This is a genomic window from Mycoplasma sp. CSL7503-lung, from assembly GCF_025515455.1.
In the GTDB taxonomy this organism is placed as follows: domain Bacteria; phylum Bacillota_I; class Bacilli_A; order Mycoplasmatales; family Metamycoplasmataceae; genus Mycoplasmopsis.
In genome coordinates, this window is the sequence record NZ_JAOPHP010000018.1 from 1 (window position 1) to 21,882 (window position 21,882).

A 21,882-nucleotide genomic window follows, 5' to 3' on the forward strand; every position below is an offset into this window, starting at 1 on the left:
AAAATATAAACATAAACATTATGAATAAAAAATAAACGTAAAGATACGTAAAATATAATTTGAGTTATATTATTTTCGGTGTTAATATAATATATAATTTAATAAATTAAAATGAAAAAAACTCATAAAAAATTAATATGAGTTTTGTGTCAAATTTTATTCACCTAACTTAAATCACTAAAATTCGTATTTTTTTATAATCATTTTTATCTATTTATCTTGAACTGAAGTAACACCTGGTAATTCTAAACCTTGTAATAATTCAAGTGAAGCACCTCCACCTGTTGAAACATGTGTAAATTTATCTTCCATACCTAATTTTTCAACAGCAGCAACTGAATCTCCACCACCAACTACTGTATATGCGTCAGCAAGTTCAGAAATTGATTCACAAACAGCGTATGTACCTTTTTGATAATTTTTAAATTCTGCAACTCCCATAGGTCCATTTCAAACAACTGTTTTAGCATCATTTAAAGTACTTTTTACTAATTCAATTGATTTAGGTCCTAAATCTAGACCCATGTATCCTTCTGAAATCTCAACATCTTGGAAAACAGGTTCAACATCTTTAAATTCTGTTGATGTAGCATGATCAATTGGTAAAACAACTTTTTCTGAATATTTTGATAAGAAATCTCTAGCTAAGTCTAAATAATCATCTTCAACTAAAGAAGTTCCAGTATTTAACCCTTGAGCTTTTAAGAAAGTATAAGCCATAGCTCCACCAATTATCATTTTATCTGCAATTTTAGCTAAATTTTCTAAAACTTGAATTTTATCAGATACTTTAGCTCCACCAATTATTGCAACATATGGATGTTCAGGTTCGCTAATAACTTTTTGAAGTGATGAAACTTCTTTTTCCATTAAATAACCTAATGCTGATTCGGCGATATTAGAAGCAATCCCAACATTTGATGCATGTTTTCTGTGAGCTGTCCCAAAAGCATCATTAACAAATACATCGCCTAATGAAGCTCAATATTTACCTAACTCATCGTTATTTTTACTTTCTGCTTTATTATTCAAATCTTCATATCTTGTATTTTGAACTAATAAAACTTCACCTGGTTTCATATCTTCAATACTTTTTTCTAATATTTCACCTCTTGTTTTTGATACAAAAATAACTTTTTGACCTAATTGTCTTGCTAATTCTATAGCAACCGGTTTTAAACTTTTAGATTTTAAATCTTCTTCAGTTTTAACTCTACCTAAGTGAGAAAATAAAATTGCTTTTCCACCTTCAGATACTATTTTTTGAATTGTTGGTAATGCAGCTTTAATTCTTTTTGTAGATGTAATAACACCATTTTTTAAAGGAACATTAAAGTCAACTCTAACTAAAACTTTTTTATTGTTTAAATCTAAATCATTTATAGTTTTTTTCATTTTTATCCTTTCGAACTACTAAATTAATTTGTTATTTAAATTATATAAAAAATAATATTTTTTTAAAAAATAAAATTATAAAAATTAAGAACTTTACCTATCTTCAAAAAATAAATTTTTATTACAAAAAATACAACTTTAACGTCTAATGTATTTATTCCGAATCTCTTATAAATAATATTTATTTATAAAATATGGTAAAATAATAATATATGATTTTATGACTAATTAAGAATAAAAAATAAGGAGAAAAAATGAAATTAAGTATTGTTTCTCTTATTGGCGATTCGTCCAAAGATATAGAATGATTCCTAAAGGATCTAAAGGATCAAGATAGTCAAGATTTTGAAATAATTTTATGCATTAATAAAAAACAAATAAACATACTTGAATCTTTGAAAGAATATTTCCTTTTATTTGGTTCAAGATTGAAAGTTGTTTTGAACAATAAAGTTGATAGCTATCAGTTAAATTTAATTAGTGCATTCAAAATTGCTAGAGGAGATTTTTTAGTAGTTATTAATTCAGAAAACACACTAAGAAAAAAATACGTATCAAACATTATCGAAGAAGCCGAAAAATATTTTGCAGATATATTAGAATTTAAACCTAGATTAATTGGCTCTATAAGATGAAAACCAAAAGCTAGGTTAAAATTAATTAACAAAGTTGATATCAATAAAATGCAAAGCACTTACGCTTATACATTTCCGTTTATTTTTAATAAAGTTTACAAAAAAAATCTATATAAAAAACTTGTTAAATATATGCCTTCTAATTTAAACGACACCAAGATGTGTGTTGAATTAAATTATATATTATTTTCAGAAGCAAAAACTTATATGTATCTGGATTATAGGGTTTATAGAGAATTTATAAACTCTAATACTTGATTTAATTCAAGGCACGTTTTAGATTCTTTCAACATAGTTGAAAATTACTTTAAGGAAAATAATCCTAAAATTTTAGAAGAAATTAATTATGCGAAAATGTATACAATAAAATTATTGTTAACTGGTTTTTTAAATGAAACAACATTTACATATAAAAGAATATATAAATATGAAAAGGAACAAATCCAAGAAAAAAGAAGTATCACATTCGTAAAAAGACATTATGAATTAATTGATAAGTTAGAAAATAACGCGATAAAAAATGATTTTTTTAAATCTAATATTTACTTAGCAAACGACAATGATGAATCTAAATTGATAAAAAAACCTTTATACAAAATTAAAAAAATGAAAATTTTAGACTTTTTAGAATAAAATGAAAAAATATCAAAACTCTTTTTTTTATAAGAGGTTTTTTTCAGAAATAATAGATTTTATCTTACTTTTGTTTGTTTCTATTCTTTTAGTTTGAGGAATCGGAATTTTTAGTTATACAAAAAATATCCCTACAAATAAACTTATTTTATCTATTCTAGTAGGAATATTCAATATTAGCATTTTTTTAATAGTTATTCCATTAGTTTGAAAAGGTAAAACTATTGGTAAATATTTATTAAAAATTAAAACCATTTCATCTAAAAATAATGAATTCAATTATATTTCTATTATTAAAAGATCTATGTTTAGTTTTTCTTTAATGTCATTAATGTGAACTTTAATATTTTTAGTAGCTTACTATAATTCATATTATGTAGATGATAAAAAAGGCAATTTAACTCTTGAAATAGTCAATGAAATTTTTCAAATTTTTACATATAGCATTAGTATCTTCAAATTTATTGATTATTTATTTGTAGTCGTATATAAAAAGAAATTATCGATAATAGACATAATAACAAAAACAAGAGTAGTTAATAAAGATGAAATCATAGTAGATGATATCGAGTTAATTAAATTAGTACCATTTTACTCAAAAAGAAGAAATATTGTTTATGTTGATGACAAAAAAAGTTTAAAAAGTGAGGAGAAATAATATGACAATTAATACAAAAAAAATTGATTTACTGAGTGATTTGAACGAAAAACAAAATGAAGCTGTAAAATATTTTGACAAGCACTTAAGAATTATTGCTGGAGCAGGAACTGGTAAAACTAAAGTTTTAACACGTAAAATTGCTTACTTAATAAATGTATTAGGGATACCCGCAAAGAACATATTGGGTGTGACTTTTACTAATAAAGCCGCTCAAGAAATGTCTATAAGAGTAGAGAAATATTGCAATAACTTAGAAACAAAACTAAATATTAAGACTTTTCACTCTTTTTGTGCAACTATTTTAAGAAATGAAATTCATAATTTAGGATATCGTAATAGTTTTACTATAGTAGACGAACCTGATAAAATTCAAATTTTAAGTGCAATTTATAAAAAATTGGAAATAACAAGTTCTGAAATTAGCTATAAAACAGCAATACATTATATTTCAACTCAAAAAAACAACACAACTGATTATAATCAATTTTATAACATAAAAAATATGGATCAAATTGAGGATAAAATATATTTTGAATATATAAATGAATTAGCAAGAAATGGCGCTCTTGATTTTGATGACTTAATAATTAAAACAAACATTTTATTCCATACAAGACCGGATATAGTTGAAAAATATAAAAAATTATATTCTTACATTCTTGTCGATGAATTCCAAGATACTTCAAAATTACAATATAGAATAATAAAAAGTTTAATTGGCGAAAATACACATTTAACTATTGTTGGCGACCCTGATCAAACTATTTATAATTGGCGTGGAGCAGATGTTAATTTAATATTAGATTTTGAAAAAGATTTTAAAGATACATTTACAGTTGTTTTAGACAAAAATTATCGTTCAACACAAAAAATACTTGACGCTGCTAATAAACTTATAAAAATGAATAAAAAAAGATACAACAAAGACTTGGTTACTGAAAACGGAACAGGAGCCGATATTGAATTTATGCATAGTTTTAGCGAAGAAGGCGAAGCTAAATGAGTAGTAAATAAAATTAACCAACTAAAAAAACAAAAAAATCAATTAAAATCTATTGTAATACTATATAGAGCAAATTACTATTCAAGGGCATTTGAACAAGCATTGATTGATGAGAATATACCACATAAGATAATAAACGGAGTCAAATTTTATCAAAGATCAGAAATTAAAGATGCAATTGCATTTTTAAGATTATTACATAATAATGATGAATTATCTTTTTACCGTATAGTAAATGTTCCTACAAAAGGAATTGGACACAAATCTATCGAAACAATTAAAGAATTTGTTGCAAAAAAGGGAAATTTAAATACCTTTGAAACAATTACAAATAAAAACAATTGAACTGAATTCAAAAAAGAACACCCAAATCTCGCTGTAAAATTATTTAAATTTTTACAGACAACAATACGATATAAAAAAGAATTAAAAAAATTAGAAATAACAAAACATTCAATATCTAAAATACTTGATTTTTACTTAATGGAACTTAACTATTATCAATTTATCGAAAAAGACACTAGTTTAAGAGGCACTGCAATTGAAAATGTTAAAGAACTAATTGCTTCTATTAAAACTTGAGAAGAGAAGAACAAAGATAAAAAATTAGCTGATTATTTAAATTATATTAATTTGTTATCGGTTACAGATGATTATGAAGGAAATACCAATTATGTAACACTTATGACTATACACTCAGCAAAAGGTCTTGAATACGATAATGTTTTTTTAGTAGGATTATCGCGTGGTGTGTTTCCTTCATATAGAATAATAGAAAAAATAGATTCAGATCCTGAAACCTTTGAAGAAGAAAGAAGGTTGGCGTATGTAGGAATAACAAGAGCTAGAAATAACTTATTTTTAAGTTCTTCTCGTGGTAAAATATTTGGAACAGACCTTTCTAAAGAACCATCTAGATTTATAACTGAAATGGGTATAAACGTTGATGATTATACAAATATGAATGATGACCACGGACTAGATTTAGATTATTCTCCTGATGAAATCTCATCAATAAATTCTAAGATGATTATTGGAGATATAATTTCTCATACAATTTTTGGAGAGGGAGAAGTTATAGATTTTGGTTCAGGTAATGAAGTTTTAGTAAAATTTAGAGACGGAAAAGAAAGAACTTTAAACAAAAGACATCATTCAATCAGAATTATAAGCGTCAAGGAATAAAATGAATTATTTAGTAATATTAATTTATATTTCAATTATTCTATTAATTTTTTTAATATCGTCATATTTAATTTTTAAATTTACTTATTTTTATAAACGAACTTCATCAGGTGTTGTAATTTTTAAAATTGATAATATTAACAAAAGAGTAATTAGAAATAATAAAAAATGTAACTTCCTTTCAACTTATTTAGATTCAAATAGTTTTCATTTTAGTAAATACAACTATATATCTATTAATGAGTTTTTAAATTTCTTCAATAAAGATAGCTCAAATAAAATAAAAGAAATAATAAATAAGAACTTACAAAACCAAGAAAGCAAAATAGAAGTTTTTTGAAATAATGATTTTAATATTAAATTAAGACTTTTCGAAAGAATTATTAATAAATTCAATAAAAAATTATTAGAAAACAAACCAATGAAAATGGTTATAAAAACAATAGATGGAAATAATTATTATTGTTCTTTAAAATGAGGTGTAGAATACAAAGATAAAATAAGTGATTTAAATAATATAATTTTAAATGATCAAACTAATAATGATTTTTTAAAAAATAAAAAAAATATTATTATTGGATTACTTTTAAAAAATTTTTATTTTTTAAATAAAAACAATAATAATACTGAATTTATAAATGATTTATTTGGATTAAATAATCAAATTGTTAATTTATTTAAAAGTGATGATTATATTTATTTGATACTAAAATATACATCTAAAAATCAATATAATAATTTTTTAAGCAAAATAAATGAAATAAATAATTCGAGCACATTATCAAAAATATATAAAAAAGCAACAATTATACAATACCCTAAAATAAATATTTATGAACAAGATTATATAAATGATTTAGTGAAATACTCTCTATATAATATCGACTATGATTCTCAAAATTATTCAAAATATTATTTTAATTATACTAATGATATGCGTAAAGAAATCCAATTATTTAACGAAGAATATTATAAATATAAGCAAATAATAACAGACAATAAAGACCCCAAAAAATGAGTTAATATAAAAAATATAGTCAACTATATTTCGAAGAATAAAACACAATTCAAAATAATTGAACCTAACTACGAAAGATTAAAAGAACTTTTCCGTTTTTACTTTTTATTTGATAAGAATGAATATTTATCTAATTTAAAAGAATTAAATTGATTTAATTATTTTTCCAAAAACTCTACAAACTTAGAAACAACTCAATTAATTTTCAAAATGTCTCAGTCTAGTTATTTATATATAAAACAAGAAGAATTTAAATCTAAAAATATAATTCCAATGATTTACGATTTAGGAACAATGTATGATATTAATTCATTGGAAAATAAAATATTATCTAATTATAATAATGAAATATTAACATTCTTTTATTTAGAAAACATAAATAGAAATATATCTTTTTTACTTGAAAAATTTAAAATCAAAGCAATCATTATATCTAAATCAATATCTTCTAAACTTTATGATTCTAATATTTTCTTGGATTGTTTAAATCTTTCTACGCAATTGAACAAAAACAAAAAAGTAGTTATATACGAAAGTCCTCCTGAAAATTTAGAACAAGAATTTATTAATAAAATTAAAATAAATTACAATTATTAAAAATAAACAACACATTTTTACAATATGTTGTTTATTTTTTTATTTATCATTTTCTTCTACGATTGTAGCTGTTTCTTCGTCGTTAGTATTATTGTTTGTTGCATTTTGTTGTGCAGCATAATTAGCAAAATCACGCATCATATTTTCAACTTGATCTAATTTTTCTTTTAAAGAAGAAATTTCTTTTTTATCAATAAGTTCTTGTAATTCTTTAATTAATTTTTCGCTTTCTTCTTTTGATTTAGCATCTAGCTTATCACCTTGTTCTGCGTTAGCTTTCTTAATTTGATCAATTAAACTTTCTGCTCTTACAATTGTTTCAACTTCTTCTTTTTTCTTAGCATCTGCTTCTTTGTTTGCTTCCGCTTCTTTAACCATTCTTTCAATTTCTTCCTCTGTTAATTTAGTAGAATTTGAAATTGTAATTTTTGCATCTTTATTATTTTTTAAATCTTTTGCTGTTACTGTTGTGATACCATTAACATCAATTGAAAATGTAACTTCAATTTGAGGAACACCTCTTGGAGCTGCTTCGATTCCACCTAAATTAAATGAACCAAGTGTTTTATTATCTGCTGCCATTTGTCTTTCACCTTGTACAACTCTAATTGTAACTTCTGTTTGATTATCGGCTGCAGTTGAAAATATTTGACTTTTTGTTGCTGGAATTGTAGTGTTTCTAGCAATTAAAGGAGTAGATACACCACCCATTGTTTCAATACCTAATGTTAAAGGTGTAACATCTAATAATAAAATATCATCAATATCTCCTGCTAAAACAGCACCTTGAATAGCAGCACCAATTGAAACAACCTCATCAGGATTTATAGAACGGTTTGGTTCTTTATTTAAAGTACGTTTAACCATATCTTGAACTGCTGGCATACGTGTTGAACCACCAACAAGTAAAACTTCATGTAAATCTGCTGATGTTATACCCGCTTCTTTTAATGCATCTTCAATTGGTTTTCTTGTTCTGTCTAATAAATGAGATGTCATTTCTTCAAACTCATTTCTTTTTAGTTCTAATTCGACGTTAAGAGGTCCGTTTTCAGTCATGGCTAAAAAAGGTAGGTTAATTGTAGCTACTGATTGATTTGATAAATCTATTTTTGCTTTTTCTGCTGTTTCTTTCAATCTAGCTTTAGCCATTTTATCATTTTCAACGTCATATCCGTGTTCTGATTTTATTTTTTTAACCATTCATTTTACGATTTCATTGTCTCAATCGTCACCACCTAAATGATTATCACCGCTAGTTGAAAGCACTTCAAATGTTCCGTCTTCTAATTCTAAAACAGAAACGTCAAATGTACCACCCCCAAGATCGTAAACTAACACTTTCATTGATTTATTTGTTTTTTCTAGACCAAACGCTAATGCTGCCGCTGTAGGTTCATTAATAATTCTTAATACTTCTAAACCTGCTATTTTACCTGCTATTTTAGTAGCTTCACGTTGTGAATTATCGAAATATGCAGGAACTGTAATAACCGCTTTTTTAACTTTTTGGCCTAATTTTGCCTCAGCATAGTCTTTCATGTATGATAGAATCATTGCTGATATCTCTTCTGGTTTATATTCTTTTCCGTTTGCATTTACTGTTTTTCCAGTACCAATTAATCTTTTAATAGAAACTATAGTATTTGGATTTGTTTCAACTTGTCTTTTTGCGACGTCACCAACAACTATATCACCATTTTTAAAACTTACTACAGATGGTGTTGTTCTTTTACCGTTTGGGTTTTCAAGTACAACCGGATTTTTACCTTCTATTATAGAAACTACAGAGTTTGTTGTTCCTAAATCTATCCCTAATATTATTTCTTTTGCCATTTTAATTCTCTCCTAATTACTAGTTAATTATTTATGTCTTAAATTATTTATTGTCTATATGGCTTCTTTTAACGAAGTCATAATATTATTATAACACATTTTTAGCAGTTAAAGCATTTAATTGCTAATTTTTTTATTTATTACTACAGAAGCTGGTGTAATCACTCTTCCTGAAAGTTTAACACCATATCTAACCACTTTAGTTATTTGATTATCATTATCTGTTTGATTATTTGTTTGAATTACATCAACCACTTGTTGTGTATTTGGATCAAATTCAGTATTTAAAGTAGGTATAATCAATTCAGCATTATTAGATTCTAAAACATCAATCATTTGCTTAATTACAATATTAAAACCTATTGCGTAATTTCTTAATTGGTCATTTTCTGAGTTCTCGGCAACCTTTTGAGCCATCACAAAATTATTAAAAGGATTTATAAAATCTTCTAAAAAACCTTGTAAAACAAATGATTTTACTTCGTCTTTTTCTTTTTTTGCTTTTTCGAATAAAACTTCTTTTTCTTTGGCTATTTTTTCCTCAACCGTTTGAGATAATTGTTTTGCTTTTTCTACAAAAATAGCTTCATTTATTTTTAGTTTATTTTCTAATTCTAATAACCTTTTTTCTAGCTCTAAATTTCTTTCTTCCACCTTCTTTAACTTTAATATTTCTAAGTTACGGGCGTCATAATTTATTAACTTAATATTTTTTAGATAAATTTTAATCAAATTACCAGCAATAGTTTTATTTTTAAAATCTTCAGGAACACTAACAGATAATTCCACTTCTTTTTTTACAGATAAACCAATAATAAATTTATCTACTTCTAAACCTTCGATATATTCATTCTTCCCTAATGTAATTTGTTTTTTTATTTTAAATTCTGGAAGTGATTCTTCATTTAAAAACACTTCAAAATCAGCTTCAATTATATTTCAATCCCTAAAATAGTAATGTCTATGTTTATTATTTTTCTTAAAATTCATTTATTTCTCCCTTTTTTCTTTTTCAACAAAAATTTCTAAAGCATTAAGTGCTGTACGCATTTTATTGTAGTCGGACGTACTTGAAGCTACCACTGATATTTCAGTAGTTGTATCATTATTTATAATACGTTTAGACATAAAAGAACCTGTGTCATCAACTGATATTTTTATTTTTTCATTTTCATCAAAGTGTGACTCTATTTTTTCTCAAATAGAATAATTTTCAATTAATTCAATCATCTTATTCAAGTTATCTCTATTAATTTTTTGACTTAAAATGATATTATTTTTACCATATATTTTATTTTCTTTATATTTTCTGATTTCATCATTAAAAACTTGTCTTACAAAAGAATCTATTATGTTTTGATAATTCTTAATTGATTCAGATAAAATATCTTTTAGCAAAAAAACTCTTTGAGCAAGTTCTGTTACTAAAACATCTATTAATCTCTCTTTAAAAATTTTTAAAGCTATTTTTATATCGTTTAAATTATTATTTTTGTCTATTGTTATCACTTTATGATATACCTGTCCTGTCGAAACAACCATAACAATCGTCGCTCTTTTTTCGTCTAAAACAGTCATATCAATACTTTTTAAGGTTTCGTTATTATTATAATTAGTTTTAACAAGAGTTAAACCTGTCATTTCCGAAATTATATTTGCTGCTTGATCAACAGTATTATCAATATCAATTTCTTTTTGCTTAAATATTTTTTCTAATTTGGTTATCATTTCTTTTTCAAATGATTGACTTAAATATATCGCATAATAGTTTAAACCTAATAAAGTAGGAGTTCTACCACTAGAACAATTAGCTTTTTGTAAATAACCTATTTCTTCAAGTTTATTCATTAAGTATCTGACTTTAGCTGAAGAAAAGCTAATATCACGAAACCTATCCATGAGCCCTTGGCTACTAACAGGTTCGCCTTCTTCGATAAATAATTTAACTGTATATTTTAATATTGGTTCTAACTTATTATCTAATCTTTGATTCATACTTTATAATTTTATCAAATTTTTAGCAGTCTAAAAGTTTTTTTGCTAAATTAAAAATAACCCTTTATTTAAGAGTTATTTAATACCCAAATTTAGATAGCGCTTTTTCATCATCATTTCATTTTTTAGCAACTTTTACCTTTAAATATAAAGAAACAGGGACCCCAAATTGATTAGACATTTTTATTCTAGCGCTTTTACTTATTTCCTTAATTTTAGAAGCATTTTTTCCAATTAACATACCTTTTTGAGAATCTTTCTTTACATACATTATTGCTTCAATAACAATATTATTTTCAGATTCTTGAAAATTATCGACAGATACAGCAATAGAATGTGGTAATTCATCGTACAACCTTTCTATTGCCGACTCTCTTATGATTTCCTTGGCAAGAAAACGCATGCTTTTATCGGTAATAGAATCCGGATCATATTGTAATTCACCTTCGTTAGAATATTCTTTAATAATATCGATTAATGAAACTATTGAAGAATCATTATATACATCTGTTGATACAATTTTATCAAATCCAAATTCGCTTAACTCATTAATTTTTTTTGTTAATTTTTCAGGATTTTTTTTAATTTTATCTATCTTAGAGATAACTGCAATTTTATTTTTAATATTTTCTATTTTGGATAATATTAATTTATCACCAGGGCCAATCTCTTCGTCTGAAGGAGATAAAAATAGCAAAAGATCAATTCCATCAATAGAGTCAAAAGCATTTTTGTTCAACACCTCACCTAGTTTATTTTTTGGCTTATGTATACCTGGGGTATCTGTAAATATAATTTGATGAGAATCGTCAGTGTAAACTCCAGTAATTTGATCTCTTGTTGTCTGTGCTACATTGGTTACAATTGCAACGTTGTACCCTAAAATTGCATTTAACAAACTACTCTTACCCACATTAGGTCTGCCAACTATACTAGCAAAACATATTTTCATTACTTGATATTCTCCATAAAAATTGGATAAGGAACAAGTTCTGCTACAGTATTAACTCTCTTTTGAGTTCCATCGTTTGAATATTGATAAACTAGTGCCTCTTGCGACATAAATTCGGTCATAACTTGACGACAACCTGCACAAGGTGTTATTATTTCGTTTTTTCTTGAAATTATGTGTATTTCTTTAAATTGTCCAACATGTCCACCATATGCAACAGACCCGAATAAAGCACTCCTTTCAGCACAAAGACCCGAAGGATAAGCAGCATTTTCTACGTTAACCCCGTAATATTCTTTTCCATCAAAATCAATCGCAATAGCCGCAACCTGAAAATTAGAATATGGAGCATATGCTTTTGATAATAAATTTCTTAATTTTTCAATCATTTTAATCCTCTCTTTTTATTTTTAATGGTTCAAAAATTTCATCAACAATCTTATTCATAACAACTCTTTCTTCTTCTAATTCATGATCATAACCATACAAATGAACTAATCCGTGAGTAAACAAATAACAATACTCTCTTTTAATACTATGATTAAATTCCTTTGCTTGTTTTTTCATTTTATCTCAACTAATTATTAATTCACCCAAATGAATAAATGGCATCTTTTCATAAAATTCTAAATTTCCAAAGTCAAATGATAAAATATCAGTGACATAATCTTTATTTCTATATTCTTTATTCAATTTACGAATTTTAGGTTTCGAAACAAATGTTACGTCCAATATTATTTTTTTACTTGGATCTATATTAAAAAAATTTCCAAAATTATTAATTATTTGAATCATTTCATCATTAAATAACTCAACATTTTTTACTTCTTTTTTAATGTTTAATGAAATATCATAATTATTTTTCATATTCATATTTATATTATATATTATTTAGTGATAAGGATTATTTTTTTAAAAAAATACTAATTACGTTATCATAAATTATTTGACTTAAAGTTTCTGTTTTCAACTCTATTAATGAATTTAAAAATAAATTGTTTTTATCAATTAAATATTTTTTTAATTCTTCATTTATTATTCCGATTTTATTATCGCTAATATCTGAAATTATAATTTGATATTCGATGCTATTATTCCCATCGAAGATAACTAAATTATATTTATCATAAATCAATTGATTAGTTTGTATATTTTTTAATTCTAAATTATTCTCATTCAAATATATTATTACATTCTTATAACTTCTCACTTTATAAAAGAGACCAAAATATATTAAAAAAGATAATAAAACTATCAGTATAACTAACAAAAGTATTTCTATTTTATAAAAATTTAGTGATTTCTTCAATTTTAATTATCCTTGCATCATCGAAAATATATTTAGAATTATGACTAATTTCTAATGTCAACTTATCTCTTAAAAGATTACTAAACTTTTCTTTCAAAAAAATAAAAACTTCATCACTTAATGCTTCAAAAGCTTCATCAAAAATAAATACATCATAATCATATAATAACAACTTCAAAAATTTAACCAATTGAATTTGACCACTTGATAATTGTTTTACCAAAACATCTTCCCTTATTTTTATATTGAGCATTTTGAATGCTTCATAAATTTGAAATTTATTTAAAATATTTTTAAAATTTTCTCAATCGTCTATTAATAAATATTCTTTTAAAGTAGAATCGGGTATATTTTTATTATCTCCTATATAACAAATTCTTTGTTTTATAAAATTATTATCATATAAATTTACCAAATTATTGTTGATAAAAATATCACCATTTGTAACATTATACTTACCTATCAACAAAGATGAAAGTGTTGTTTTTCCACTACCATTATTACCTTTTAATATATTATTGCCTTCTAAAAGCAATCTAGGAATATTAACTGAATATTTTTCTTGACTTTTATTATATTTATAAGATACGTATGATAATTTTATTTGTTTTATTTGTCCAACGTCATCAAAATTTAAGGTTTTATCTTTTTGTTCATTTTTTTTAAAAATATTTAACATATTTTTGTTTAATTTAAAATTTTGACCCTCTTTTATAATAGGTTCAATTTGTTTGATAGGTGATAAAAACATTTTTGTTCCAGTTAAGAAAAACAATAATTGATATAAGTTTATTTTATTGTTTCAAATTTGCAAAGATCCAAAAAACAAAATTAAAACAGGAATTATAATATCAATAAATTTATTAATACTATCAAAATAACTTTCGCTTACTAAAAACGATTTAAAACTACTATTATGACTTATAAAATTTTTTATTATTTTCTTTTTAAATTTTTCTTCTTCTAATATAAGAAAATTTGTTTTTAATATTTTAATATAGTTATTTAGGGATCTATCTAAAGATATTGATTCTGAAATTAAAAAATTAGTAGATTTTCGATATCATAAATAATACAAAAAAGTAAATGTCCCTATCAAAACTCCTATAATAACCATAATTAAAGTTAATAAATAACTCGTAATTAAAATCAATGTCAATGAAATCAAGAACGAAAGTAAAATATACAAAACTCTTGGTATAAATGTTATTTTATATGCTTCAATTTGATATATATTATTTATTCTCTGTCTAATTTCTATTTCGCTCAAATTATTAATTAAATTAATATTTTCCTTTGGAAATGTTTCTAATATATTCAAAAATTCTTTTTCAAAATGTTTTAAAACAATAATTTTGATCATCTTATTTATTATGAGGCTCGTCAATAATGAAAAAGCTGTAAATGTAACAAAAAATATTATTAAATAATAAAATTCATTTACTTGTCTTGTCGGAACTAATGATTGCAATATATATTTAGTAACAAAAGGATAAGTTAAATTTAAAAGCAACTCCAAAAAAAGAGAAAAAAATAAAAAATAAGAATATTTATTTTGATTAAATATTTTTTTAGGCTCTTTGTATTTTTCTAACGGAGATGTTTTTTTATTAAATTTAACAATGATATTTAAAAATATATTTTTAAAATCTTTAATTTCTAAATTTATAATTTTTCCAAAACTAGGGTCGTAATATTTAACTACTTCTTTTTCTATATCTTCAATAAAAACTATATGTTGAAATTCTTTGTTTTTAACAATTGCTCCAAAGGGGTACTCACTTTTTTCTAATTGCTTTAGTTCGCTAATTTTACAATAGTAAGAAGTTAGACTATATCCATACGAACTAATCATATCTTTTAAATTACTTAAACTTATTCCAGTATCATCATACATTACATTGGTTTTCAATTCGTTAATATCATAATTTTCGTTATGATATTTCTTAGCATAATATTTAAATACATATAATGAACAATCTCTATAATCATATTGCTTTTCCATATTTAATAAGGAAATTAAAAATAAAAAAAGAACTATAAATGTAAAAATAGTTCTTTTTTCCGGAATTATTTACCTAATGTTAGTAATTTTACAAAACTTTCAACTTCTAATGAAGCTCCACCAACTAAGAATCCGTCTATATCTTTTTGAGATGATAGTTCATTTATGTTGTTAGGATTAACACTCCCACCATATTGAACTTTTAAATCATTCGATGTTATTGAGTGGATATATGCACATACATCTTGTGCAATTTCTGGTGTTGCAACTTTACCTGTACCAATTGCTCAAATTGGTTCATAAGCAACAACTACTTTAGTATAGTCTAAGTCTGCAACTGACTTTTCAATTTGATTTTTAACAACTTCTTTAGTTAAACCTTTTTCATATTCTTCAAGGGTTTCACCTACACAAATAATTGGTGTCATACCAGCTTCAATTGTGGCTTTTGCTTTAGCGTAAACTTCTTCGTTTGTTTCATGATAATATGTACGTCTTTCTGAGTGGCCTAAAATTACATAATCAACATTTAAGTCATTTAGCATTGATGTTGAAACTTCTCCTGTGTATGCCCCTTTTGGTTTATCACTAACATTTTGAGCAGCTAATTTTAAGTCTGTTACTTTATTTAATTTAAATGCTGATAAGTTAATAGATGGTACACCTACACCAAATTTAACGTTTTTATAAATTAAATCTTTTTTTGATTGGTATTCTTTTGAAAAATCACTAATAAATTTTTCTGTCTCAGAGAAATTTTTATTCATTTTTCAGTTACCGATTATTATTAATTCTTTCATTTATACCTCTTATTTTTTTATTTTAATAATTATAAAATATTTTCTTTTATTTTATTGAAAAAATATTAGCAATTTTAATTTTGCTAATATTTTTATTATCTATTTTTAATATATTCAGGATATTCTATTTGATCACTACCAACATAATTTGTTGCGCCAAATTCTAAAATAAAGTCAAATGCTAAACTTATATTCTTTCTTAATACCCTAATATCTTCATTATCTAAATTTCAATTTGGTCATATCTTTTTACTTGTTCCTTCGATTCATAATACTCAAACAGACATATGATTTTCATCTGAATCATCATTATTTATTGCTTTTTTCATAAATTTCATCATTTTTTCTTGGTATTTAGGAGAAAATTTAAAATCATAAAACATATTTCTTCCACCTAATACAGGATTAAATATCGATTTACCACGATTAATAATTCCTTCGTATTGCTTTTTATCGTCAGTTACACCTAACTGAATAACAGAAGGTGAATTTCATTCGTAATAGTACCTATTAGTCGGTATAGATGCTCTCTGATTGTTTTCGTTATAAATCTCAATATATTTATTCGCTAATCTATCAACAAAAAAATCTACCCATTTACTTCTTAGCGAATGTTTTGTTGATGATGTTTCTGCATCATACTCAGATTGTGTATTAGGAACAAAACTATTTAAATATTTAAATAACGAACCAAAAGTGTTGCTATTTCAACCATCCTTAAAAGCAAAAACAGAAACATATTTTTCATCATCTTTTATAGGATAATAATGACCATTATTCTTGGTATCGTCAAATTGTAATAAAGTATCTCTGTCTTTCTTGCTTAACTTGAATAGTCAAGATAAGGATTCTTTATTGTTATTTATATATGAATACGAATCACTATATTCAACACTGTTTTTTTCGTTAACATCTTTATTTTTATTAAAAACAAAATTAGAGTTATTTAAACCGTTAGTAACTTCGAATTCAATTTTATCAATATTATAAATATATCCAGCCCTCATTCCTTTTGCTATAAACTCGAATTGAATGTTATTTCCATTGTTGATTATTCTAATATCATCTTTTGAGTTGAAATCTAATTTGTGTATTAAAGTAAGATTATTATAAGAACTATTTGCAAAATAATTTTCACTAATTTTTGCTTCACCTTTTAACTTAATAGAAATATTATGTATATGTTGAGGGTTAATATTCGAAATTGTGAAACCGCTTATTCTTACCGATGAATCTACAGCTTTTTCAATTATTTCAACTCCGGTAGCATTTCGTTTATGGCTTAATCTAGAAGATAAATTATTTCATTCCATACTTACTCTATTAGCTGTAACTGTACCAAACTTAACTTGGAAATTATTTAAATCTCCTCTTTCTTTTGAAATCTCATTTTTACTACTTAAAATAGTATTATTATCACTTGTATTATTTTCCATAATAATTATTCTATCTAAATTATAAATACCGCTGGTTCTGAAATTTCTAATTAAAAACCTAAATTCTAGTTCTTCTTTATTGAACAAAATTCCTTCAGATAACACAATATCTTCACCATTATCAGATCTAACAACTAAATAAATATATTTATTTTTATATGATCCTTCCAGTTTATTAAATTGAATTTTCCCTACTACATCCTCATTAACTCAATTAAATCTATTTATATTGTTAATTGAAGGAGTGAATGAATCTAATTCGTAATATTTATCTATTTCCTTAATTAAAAGATTAATTTTGCCTAAATTATCAGCAATTTTTAATTTTTCCTTAAAATATTTAGCTTTAGTTGTATTTCTTTTTATTTGCAATATCATTTTATCAACTTTATCTACTTTATCATTGAAGAAAGTATTTGCTTTATCTAATATTGCATCGTACATTGATTCTTTTTTGTCGTATGCACGCGAACGTTCTCCCATCATCTTCATGAAATCATCTTGTACAGTTGAATCTCCATTTAGAATAACTAATTTTGAAACTACATCATCATATTTATCTTGTAAAATATCTTTAACTTTTTTAATGTCAATATTTATTATAGATTCTGTAATGTCATCTTCAATTTCTCCATTTTCTTTAAACATGTAAGATGTTCTTAACTCATTTTTTTCTTTAGTTTCTAATTTTAATTTATTTAAATATCCATTAGCATCAATAGCCTTTGTTTTTAGATCGGTTAATACTCCATTAATAATGTTATCGTATTCTGCTTCAGTATTATATGTAGTAGTTTTAGAAATTGAATTTGTCTTAATGTTATTATCATCATTTAATCTTGATAATTCTTTTATTGCTTTATCTCTTTTATCAGATAAAAACTTTTTAGCTTCTTTTATAGTGTCTGTCATTTGAGCAAAAGTGCTATCACTATTTGTGATAATACTATTTCAATTAGTTTTGTTTTCGCCTTCACTTAACCTATCTCTTATTTCAATTCAATTCACCTTAAGTTTTTCGCGTTGAATTTTATCTTTTACAATATCAATTTGATCCTTAGTTGTTGAATTATTTAATTCTAATTGTAGATCTCTTTTATTGTCGCTTCTATTGCTTAGATTATTTAATTCTTGTTGAACACTTTCTAAGGTTGTTTTAAATGAATTAGCTCTAATATTTAAAGTTTCCATTTTATCAAGTGCGTCAACTTTTTTTCATTCCTCTAATAATAAAGTTCTATTAGATTCTTTACCTATTGAATTAATTGTATTTTTTAAACTTTGTAAATTATTGAATAAATTATTTGCATTTGTAATAAGAGTTTCTAATCCACCATCATCATTTGAAGTTAAATTGTTAATATTTTCAACTATTGTAGTAGTTTGATTTTCATCTTCAAACTTATCTTTGATATCTTTAATTGCATCATTTTGTTTTTTTCTAAAATTAATTTTTTCGATAATTGAATCTAACATTGAATTAACACTATTATTACCTATTATTTCTTTATTTAGGTCTTTAAAAACATCAGATACCATTAAATCAAATTGATTTTTATATTCGTTACCCAACTCTGCTTGTTTTGTTCTTAATGTTTTAAGTTTGTTTTTGATAATTTCAAAATCATTAGATAATGATTTGATTTTTTCTTTAGACTCAGCTATTGAACTATTAATTTTTGACTCAAAAAACTCTTTTGCTTTTTGTTCACTAGAAAAATCGGTTGCATTTTTTGTTTTTAATTTTTCTGATTCTGATACTGTTTCTATCGCTAATTTTTTTAATAATAACAATTCATCACCATTATCTAAAGCAGAAACTTTTTTGTCATTTAAATAATTTCTAGCATTTAAAGGCATTTTATCAATTTCGTCTTGAACTTCTGTTCTTAATGTTTCCATTCTTTGAATAACTCTTTGTTTAATAGTATCAATTTGATCTTGTGTTGTTGCTGAATCTATATTATCATTTTCTGTTTTTTGCTCGCTTAAAGGTAATTTTTTAACTTCCTCTCTTGCTTCTTCTTTAGATAAATTGATTGAGTCTTCTTGTTCTTTAAGTTTTCTATCTACATCTATTTCTAAGACCTCTAAATCTTGATTTTCAGAATTTGCTCTATTATTTAAATCGTTTCTAACATTTTCATCATTTATTTTTGAAATTTTATCTTTAATATTTTTGACTCTTAATTCTCTATCAGCTTTTTTCTCTAATTTAATAATTTTTGTGTAAGTATTAGTATCATCAGAGTTTAATTCATTAATTAACTGGTCTTTTTTACTTTTATCCAATCCAAGTGAATTAATATGATCTCTTGCTTTATTTTTTCTTAATAATATAGCTTGGTCAACTTTTGAGCTTATTAATTTATCTTTTTCTTCTGTTCAATTTGAGTCATTTATCGAATCAAATTCAAGTTTTAAGTCATCATATTTAGAATTTTCTTCATTCATTTTATCGTCTGTTAACAATCTGCTTTCTGTAACATGAATTTTTTCTAAATCAGAACTTGTTTTTGAAATAATTTTAGTTTTTTCGTTTTGAAGATTTTCAATTAATTTTTCAATTTCTTTTACTGAATTTTTACTTGCGTTTTCTACATTTTTCTTAACTTCATTACTATCTAGGAATTTATTTTTTAATTTTGTTAATTCTCTATTTTTGTCATCAACTTTTGCTTGAATTTCTCTTTTTATAGCATTTACTTCTTCAATGGTATTAGCTTGAGAAATTTTAGTATTAAATGATTCTAAATCTTCATCACTTAATTTGTTCATTGCGAGTTCTTTAGCTTGTGTTTTTGCATTTTCAAGAGCGTTTTCTCTGTCTAATTCCGCAACCGCTAAATTGTATACTTCGTTTATATCATCAACTTGTGATTTATTTTTAAGCATTTGTTCTAATTCTTGCTTTTTAGTCTCGTCAGCGACTTCAGCTATTTTAGAATTTGTATATTCTAAGGCTTTATGAATTATTGTATTTGTATAATAATCTTTTAATTTTTTAATAGTATTAAGACCATTTGTCGACATTAGATCTTTATCTAAAATTAATTTGTTAATTTCAGAACTAATATCATCTTTTTTATTATTAAATGTTTCGTTACTTAATCTGATTAAATTGTTTAATTGATCTTCAGTATCCGCTTTTGCTAGATCTTCATTTGCTTTTACATATGTTAAATCGCCCTCTAACTTAGCAACCGCATCTTTAGCTTCTTCCTTTTTATCGTTAATTATTTTTTCAGCTTCTGCTTGTTTTGTTGCAATGTCTTGAAGACTATTTGAAGAATAAATAAAATTTAATAATTGATTTTTTTGTTCGTTTGTATCAGATAATTTTTTTATTGCATTTTCTGCTTTTTCTCTAGCTATTGTTAAATTAACTCTATTTTCTAATTCTTTAAGTTTTAAACTTGTGTCAGCACTTTCGATTAATTCTTTAATTTTATTTTTTTCTTCTTGGTCGTTAATTTGTTCTAAATTAGATTTAGCTCATGTTTTAAGTTTTTCAATTTGTTTTTCAACTTCGTTAACTACATCTTCATAAGCCTTTTGAGTACCTGTTGTTTTAGCATCATTTAACTTAGTAACAAAATCTAAATGATTATTTTGACCTTGAATATCTTCACTTAATCTTTGAACAGCTATTTCAGCATTATTTTTAAACTTATTTAATTCTGCAATTGCTTCATTTTTAATATTAGCAATTTCTATTTCTGATGTTGCATTATCAAGACTTGTTTTTAATTTATTTTTTGGGTCTTTATTTTCGGTTAATTTATTAATGAAATTATTTTCAACCTTTGTTTTTTCATCACTAATAAATTTATTTACATCATTTATAACGTTTTTAACTTCTTCTTTAGTGTTAGATTGATTTATTCTTCCAATAAATTCTTGTTGTTTTTCGCTACTTAAGTTTACTTTTTCTTTTATTTCTCTTTTAGCATTTTCTTTTGCTAGGTTAAGTTCTGCTAACTCACTTCTAGCTTTTTCTCTTGCTTTTTGCGCAATTTGTTCTAATGCATTTATTTTGTTTTGTTTTTCATCATCTGTTGAAGGTCTATTTTTTAATATTTCTTCAACTTGCTCAAGCATATTTCCTTTATCAAGAACTTTATTTATTTCATCTTTTACATATTTTGCATATTTCTCTACTTCTGCAGTGTTTTCTATATTATGTAACTCAGAATAATTGTTAGCATTTTCTGCTTCAGCTTGTAATTGTTCTTTTTTATCGTATTGATCCACAATAACTGTATTGTTTTTATAAGAACCTTGTTCATTTATTTTGTAAGTTAGGTGAATAAAATTTGACACAAAACTCATATTAATTTTTTATTGATATGAGTTTTTTTCATTTTAATTTATTAAATTATATATTATATTAACACCGAAAATAATATAACTCAAATTATA

At 24.3% G+C, this 21,882-nt stretch carries 15 protein-coding genes; 4 read left to right on the forward strand and 11 right to left on the reverse strand.

The genetic code is table 4. From position 1 onward, the window contains the following. Positions 1 to 210 precede the first annotated feature (210 nt). Positions 211 to 1,395, reverse strand: a complete 1,185-nt coding sequence (locus N9R85_RS02890) for a phosphoglycerate kinase (RefSeq protein ID WP_262858517.1) — start codon at positions 1,393 to 1,395, stop codon at positions 211 to 213. Between the two features lie 254 nt (positions 1,396 to 1,649). On the opposite strand from N9R85_RS02890, the gene N9R85_RS02895 reads away from it, so the two are divergent. From N9R85_RS02895 to N9R85_RS02910, 4 genes are read left to right on the forward strand one after another with little or no spacing between them, the layout of a single operon-like run. Next, positions 1,650 to 2,663 carry a glycosyltransferase gene (locus N9R85_RS02895; protein ID WP_262858518.1) on the forward strand — a complete coding sequence of 338 codons (1,014 nt, stop codon included), beginning with the start codon at positions 1,650 to 1,652 and terminating at the stop codon, positions 2,661 to 2,663. 1 nt (position 2,664) lies between these two features. Then, complete coding sequence (locus N9R85_RS02900; RefSeq protein ID WP_262858519.1) at positions 2,665 to 3,321, forward strand: RDD family protein; 657 nt, start codon at positions 2,665 to 2,667, stop codon at positions 3,319 to 3,321. A 1-nt stretch (position 3,322) separates the two neighbouring features. After that, positions 3,323 to 5,512 carry an ATP-dependent helicase gene (locus N9R85_RS02905; protein WP_262858520.1) on the forward strand — a complete coding sequence of 730 codons (2,190 nt, stop codon included), beginning with the start codon at positions 3,323 to 3,325 and terminating at the stop codon, positions 5,510 to 5,512. 1 nt (position 5,513) lies between these two features. Continuing rightward, positions 5,514 to 7,127, forward strand: coding sequence for an MHO_4530 family protein (locus N9R85_RS02910; RefSeq protein WP_262858521.1), 1,614 nt, complete (start codon positions 5,514 to 5,516; stop codon positions 7,125 to 7,127). A gap of 39 nt (positions 7,128 to 7,166) precedes the next feature. Here the strand turns inward: N9R85_RS02910 and dnaK are convergent, their stop codons facing one another. From dnaK to N9R85_RS02960, 10 genes are all read right to left on the reverse strand, one after another. Beyond that, the gene (gene dnaK, locus N9R85_RS02915) at positions 7,167 to 8,963 is read right to left on the reverse strand and encodes a molecular chaperone DnaK (protein WP_262858522.1); all 1,797 of its coding nucleotides are present in this window, start codon (positions 8,961 to 8,963) and stop codon (positions 7,167 to 7,169) included. A 117-nt stretch (positions 8,964 to 9,080) separates the two neighbouring features. Continuing rightward, positions 9,081 to 9,953: a nucleotide exchange factor GrpE gene (grpE, locus tag N9R85_RS02920; RefSeq protein ID WP_262858523.1), complete on the reverse strand. Its 873-nt coding sequence runs from the start codon at positions 9,951 to 9,953 to the stop codon at positions 9,081 to 9,083. Beyond that, positions 9,954 to 10,958, reverse strand: a complete 1,005-nt coding sequence (locus N9R85_RS02925; RefSeq protein WP_262858524.1) for a heat-inducible transcriptional repressor HrcA — start codon at positions 10,956 to 10,958, stop codon at positions 9,954 to 9,956. It abuts the gene before it with no gap. 79 nt (positions 10,959 to 11,037) lie between these two features. Next, positions 11,038 to 11,910, reverse strand: a complete 873-nt coding sequence (gene era, locus N9R85_RS02930; RefSeq protein WP_262858525.1) for a GTPase Era — start codon at positions 11,908 to 11,910, stop codon at positions 11,038 to 11,040. Then, positions 11,910 to 12,299 carry a cytidine deaminase gene (gene cdd / locus N9R85_RS02935; RefSeq protein WP_262858526.1) on the reverse strand — a complete coding sequence of 130 codons (390 nt, stop codon included), beginning with the start codon at positions 12,297 to 12,299 and terminating at the stop codon, positions 11,910 to 11,912. The genes era and cdd overlap by 1 nt, the downstream gene beginning before the upstream one ends. A gap of 1 nt (position 12,300) precedes the next feature. Then, positions 12,301 to 12,783: an rRNA maturation RNase YbeY gene (gene ybeY / locus N9R85_RS02940; protein ID WP_396888756.1), complete on the reverse strand. Its 483-nt coding sequence runs from the start codon at positions 12,781 to 12,783 to the stop codon at positions 12,301 to 12,303. Positions 12,784 to 12,814: 31 nt separating this feature from the next. Beyond that, a complete protein-coding gene (locus N9R85_RS02945) occupies positions 12,815 to 13,219 on the reverse strand; it encodes an MAG1140 family protein (protein ID WP_396888757.1) in 405 nt (134 codons plus the stop codon). Beyond that, entirely contained in the window at positions 13,194 to 15,224 is a 2,031-nt protein-coding gene (locus tag N9R85_RS02950; protein WP_262858528.1) for an Mbov_0121 family peptidase domain-containing ABC transporter, read from the reverse strand. Before N9R85_RS02950 ends, N9R85_RS02945 begins: the two co-directional genes overlap by 26 nt. A gap of 65 nt (positions 15,225 to 15,289) precedes the next feature. Then, positions 15,290 to 16,024, reverse strand: coding sequence for a triose-phosphate isomerase (tpiA, locus tag N9R85_RS02955; protein ID WP_262858529.1), 735 nt, complete (start codon positions 16,022 to 16,024; stop codon positions 15,290 to 15,292). 95 nt (positions 16,025 to 16,119) lie between these two features. Beyond that, a complete protein-coding gene (locus N9R85_RS02960; protein WP_262858530.1) occupies positions 16,120 to 21,792 on the reverse strand; it encodes a hypothetical protein in 5,673 nt (1,890 codons plus the stop codon). Positions 21,793 to 21,882 lie beyond the last annotated feature (90 nt).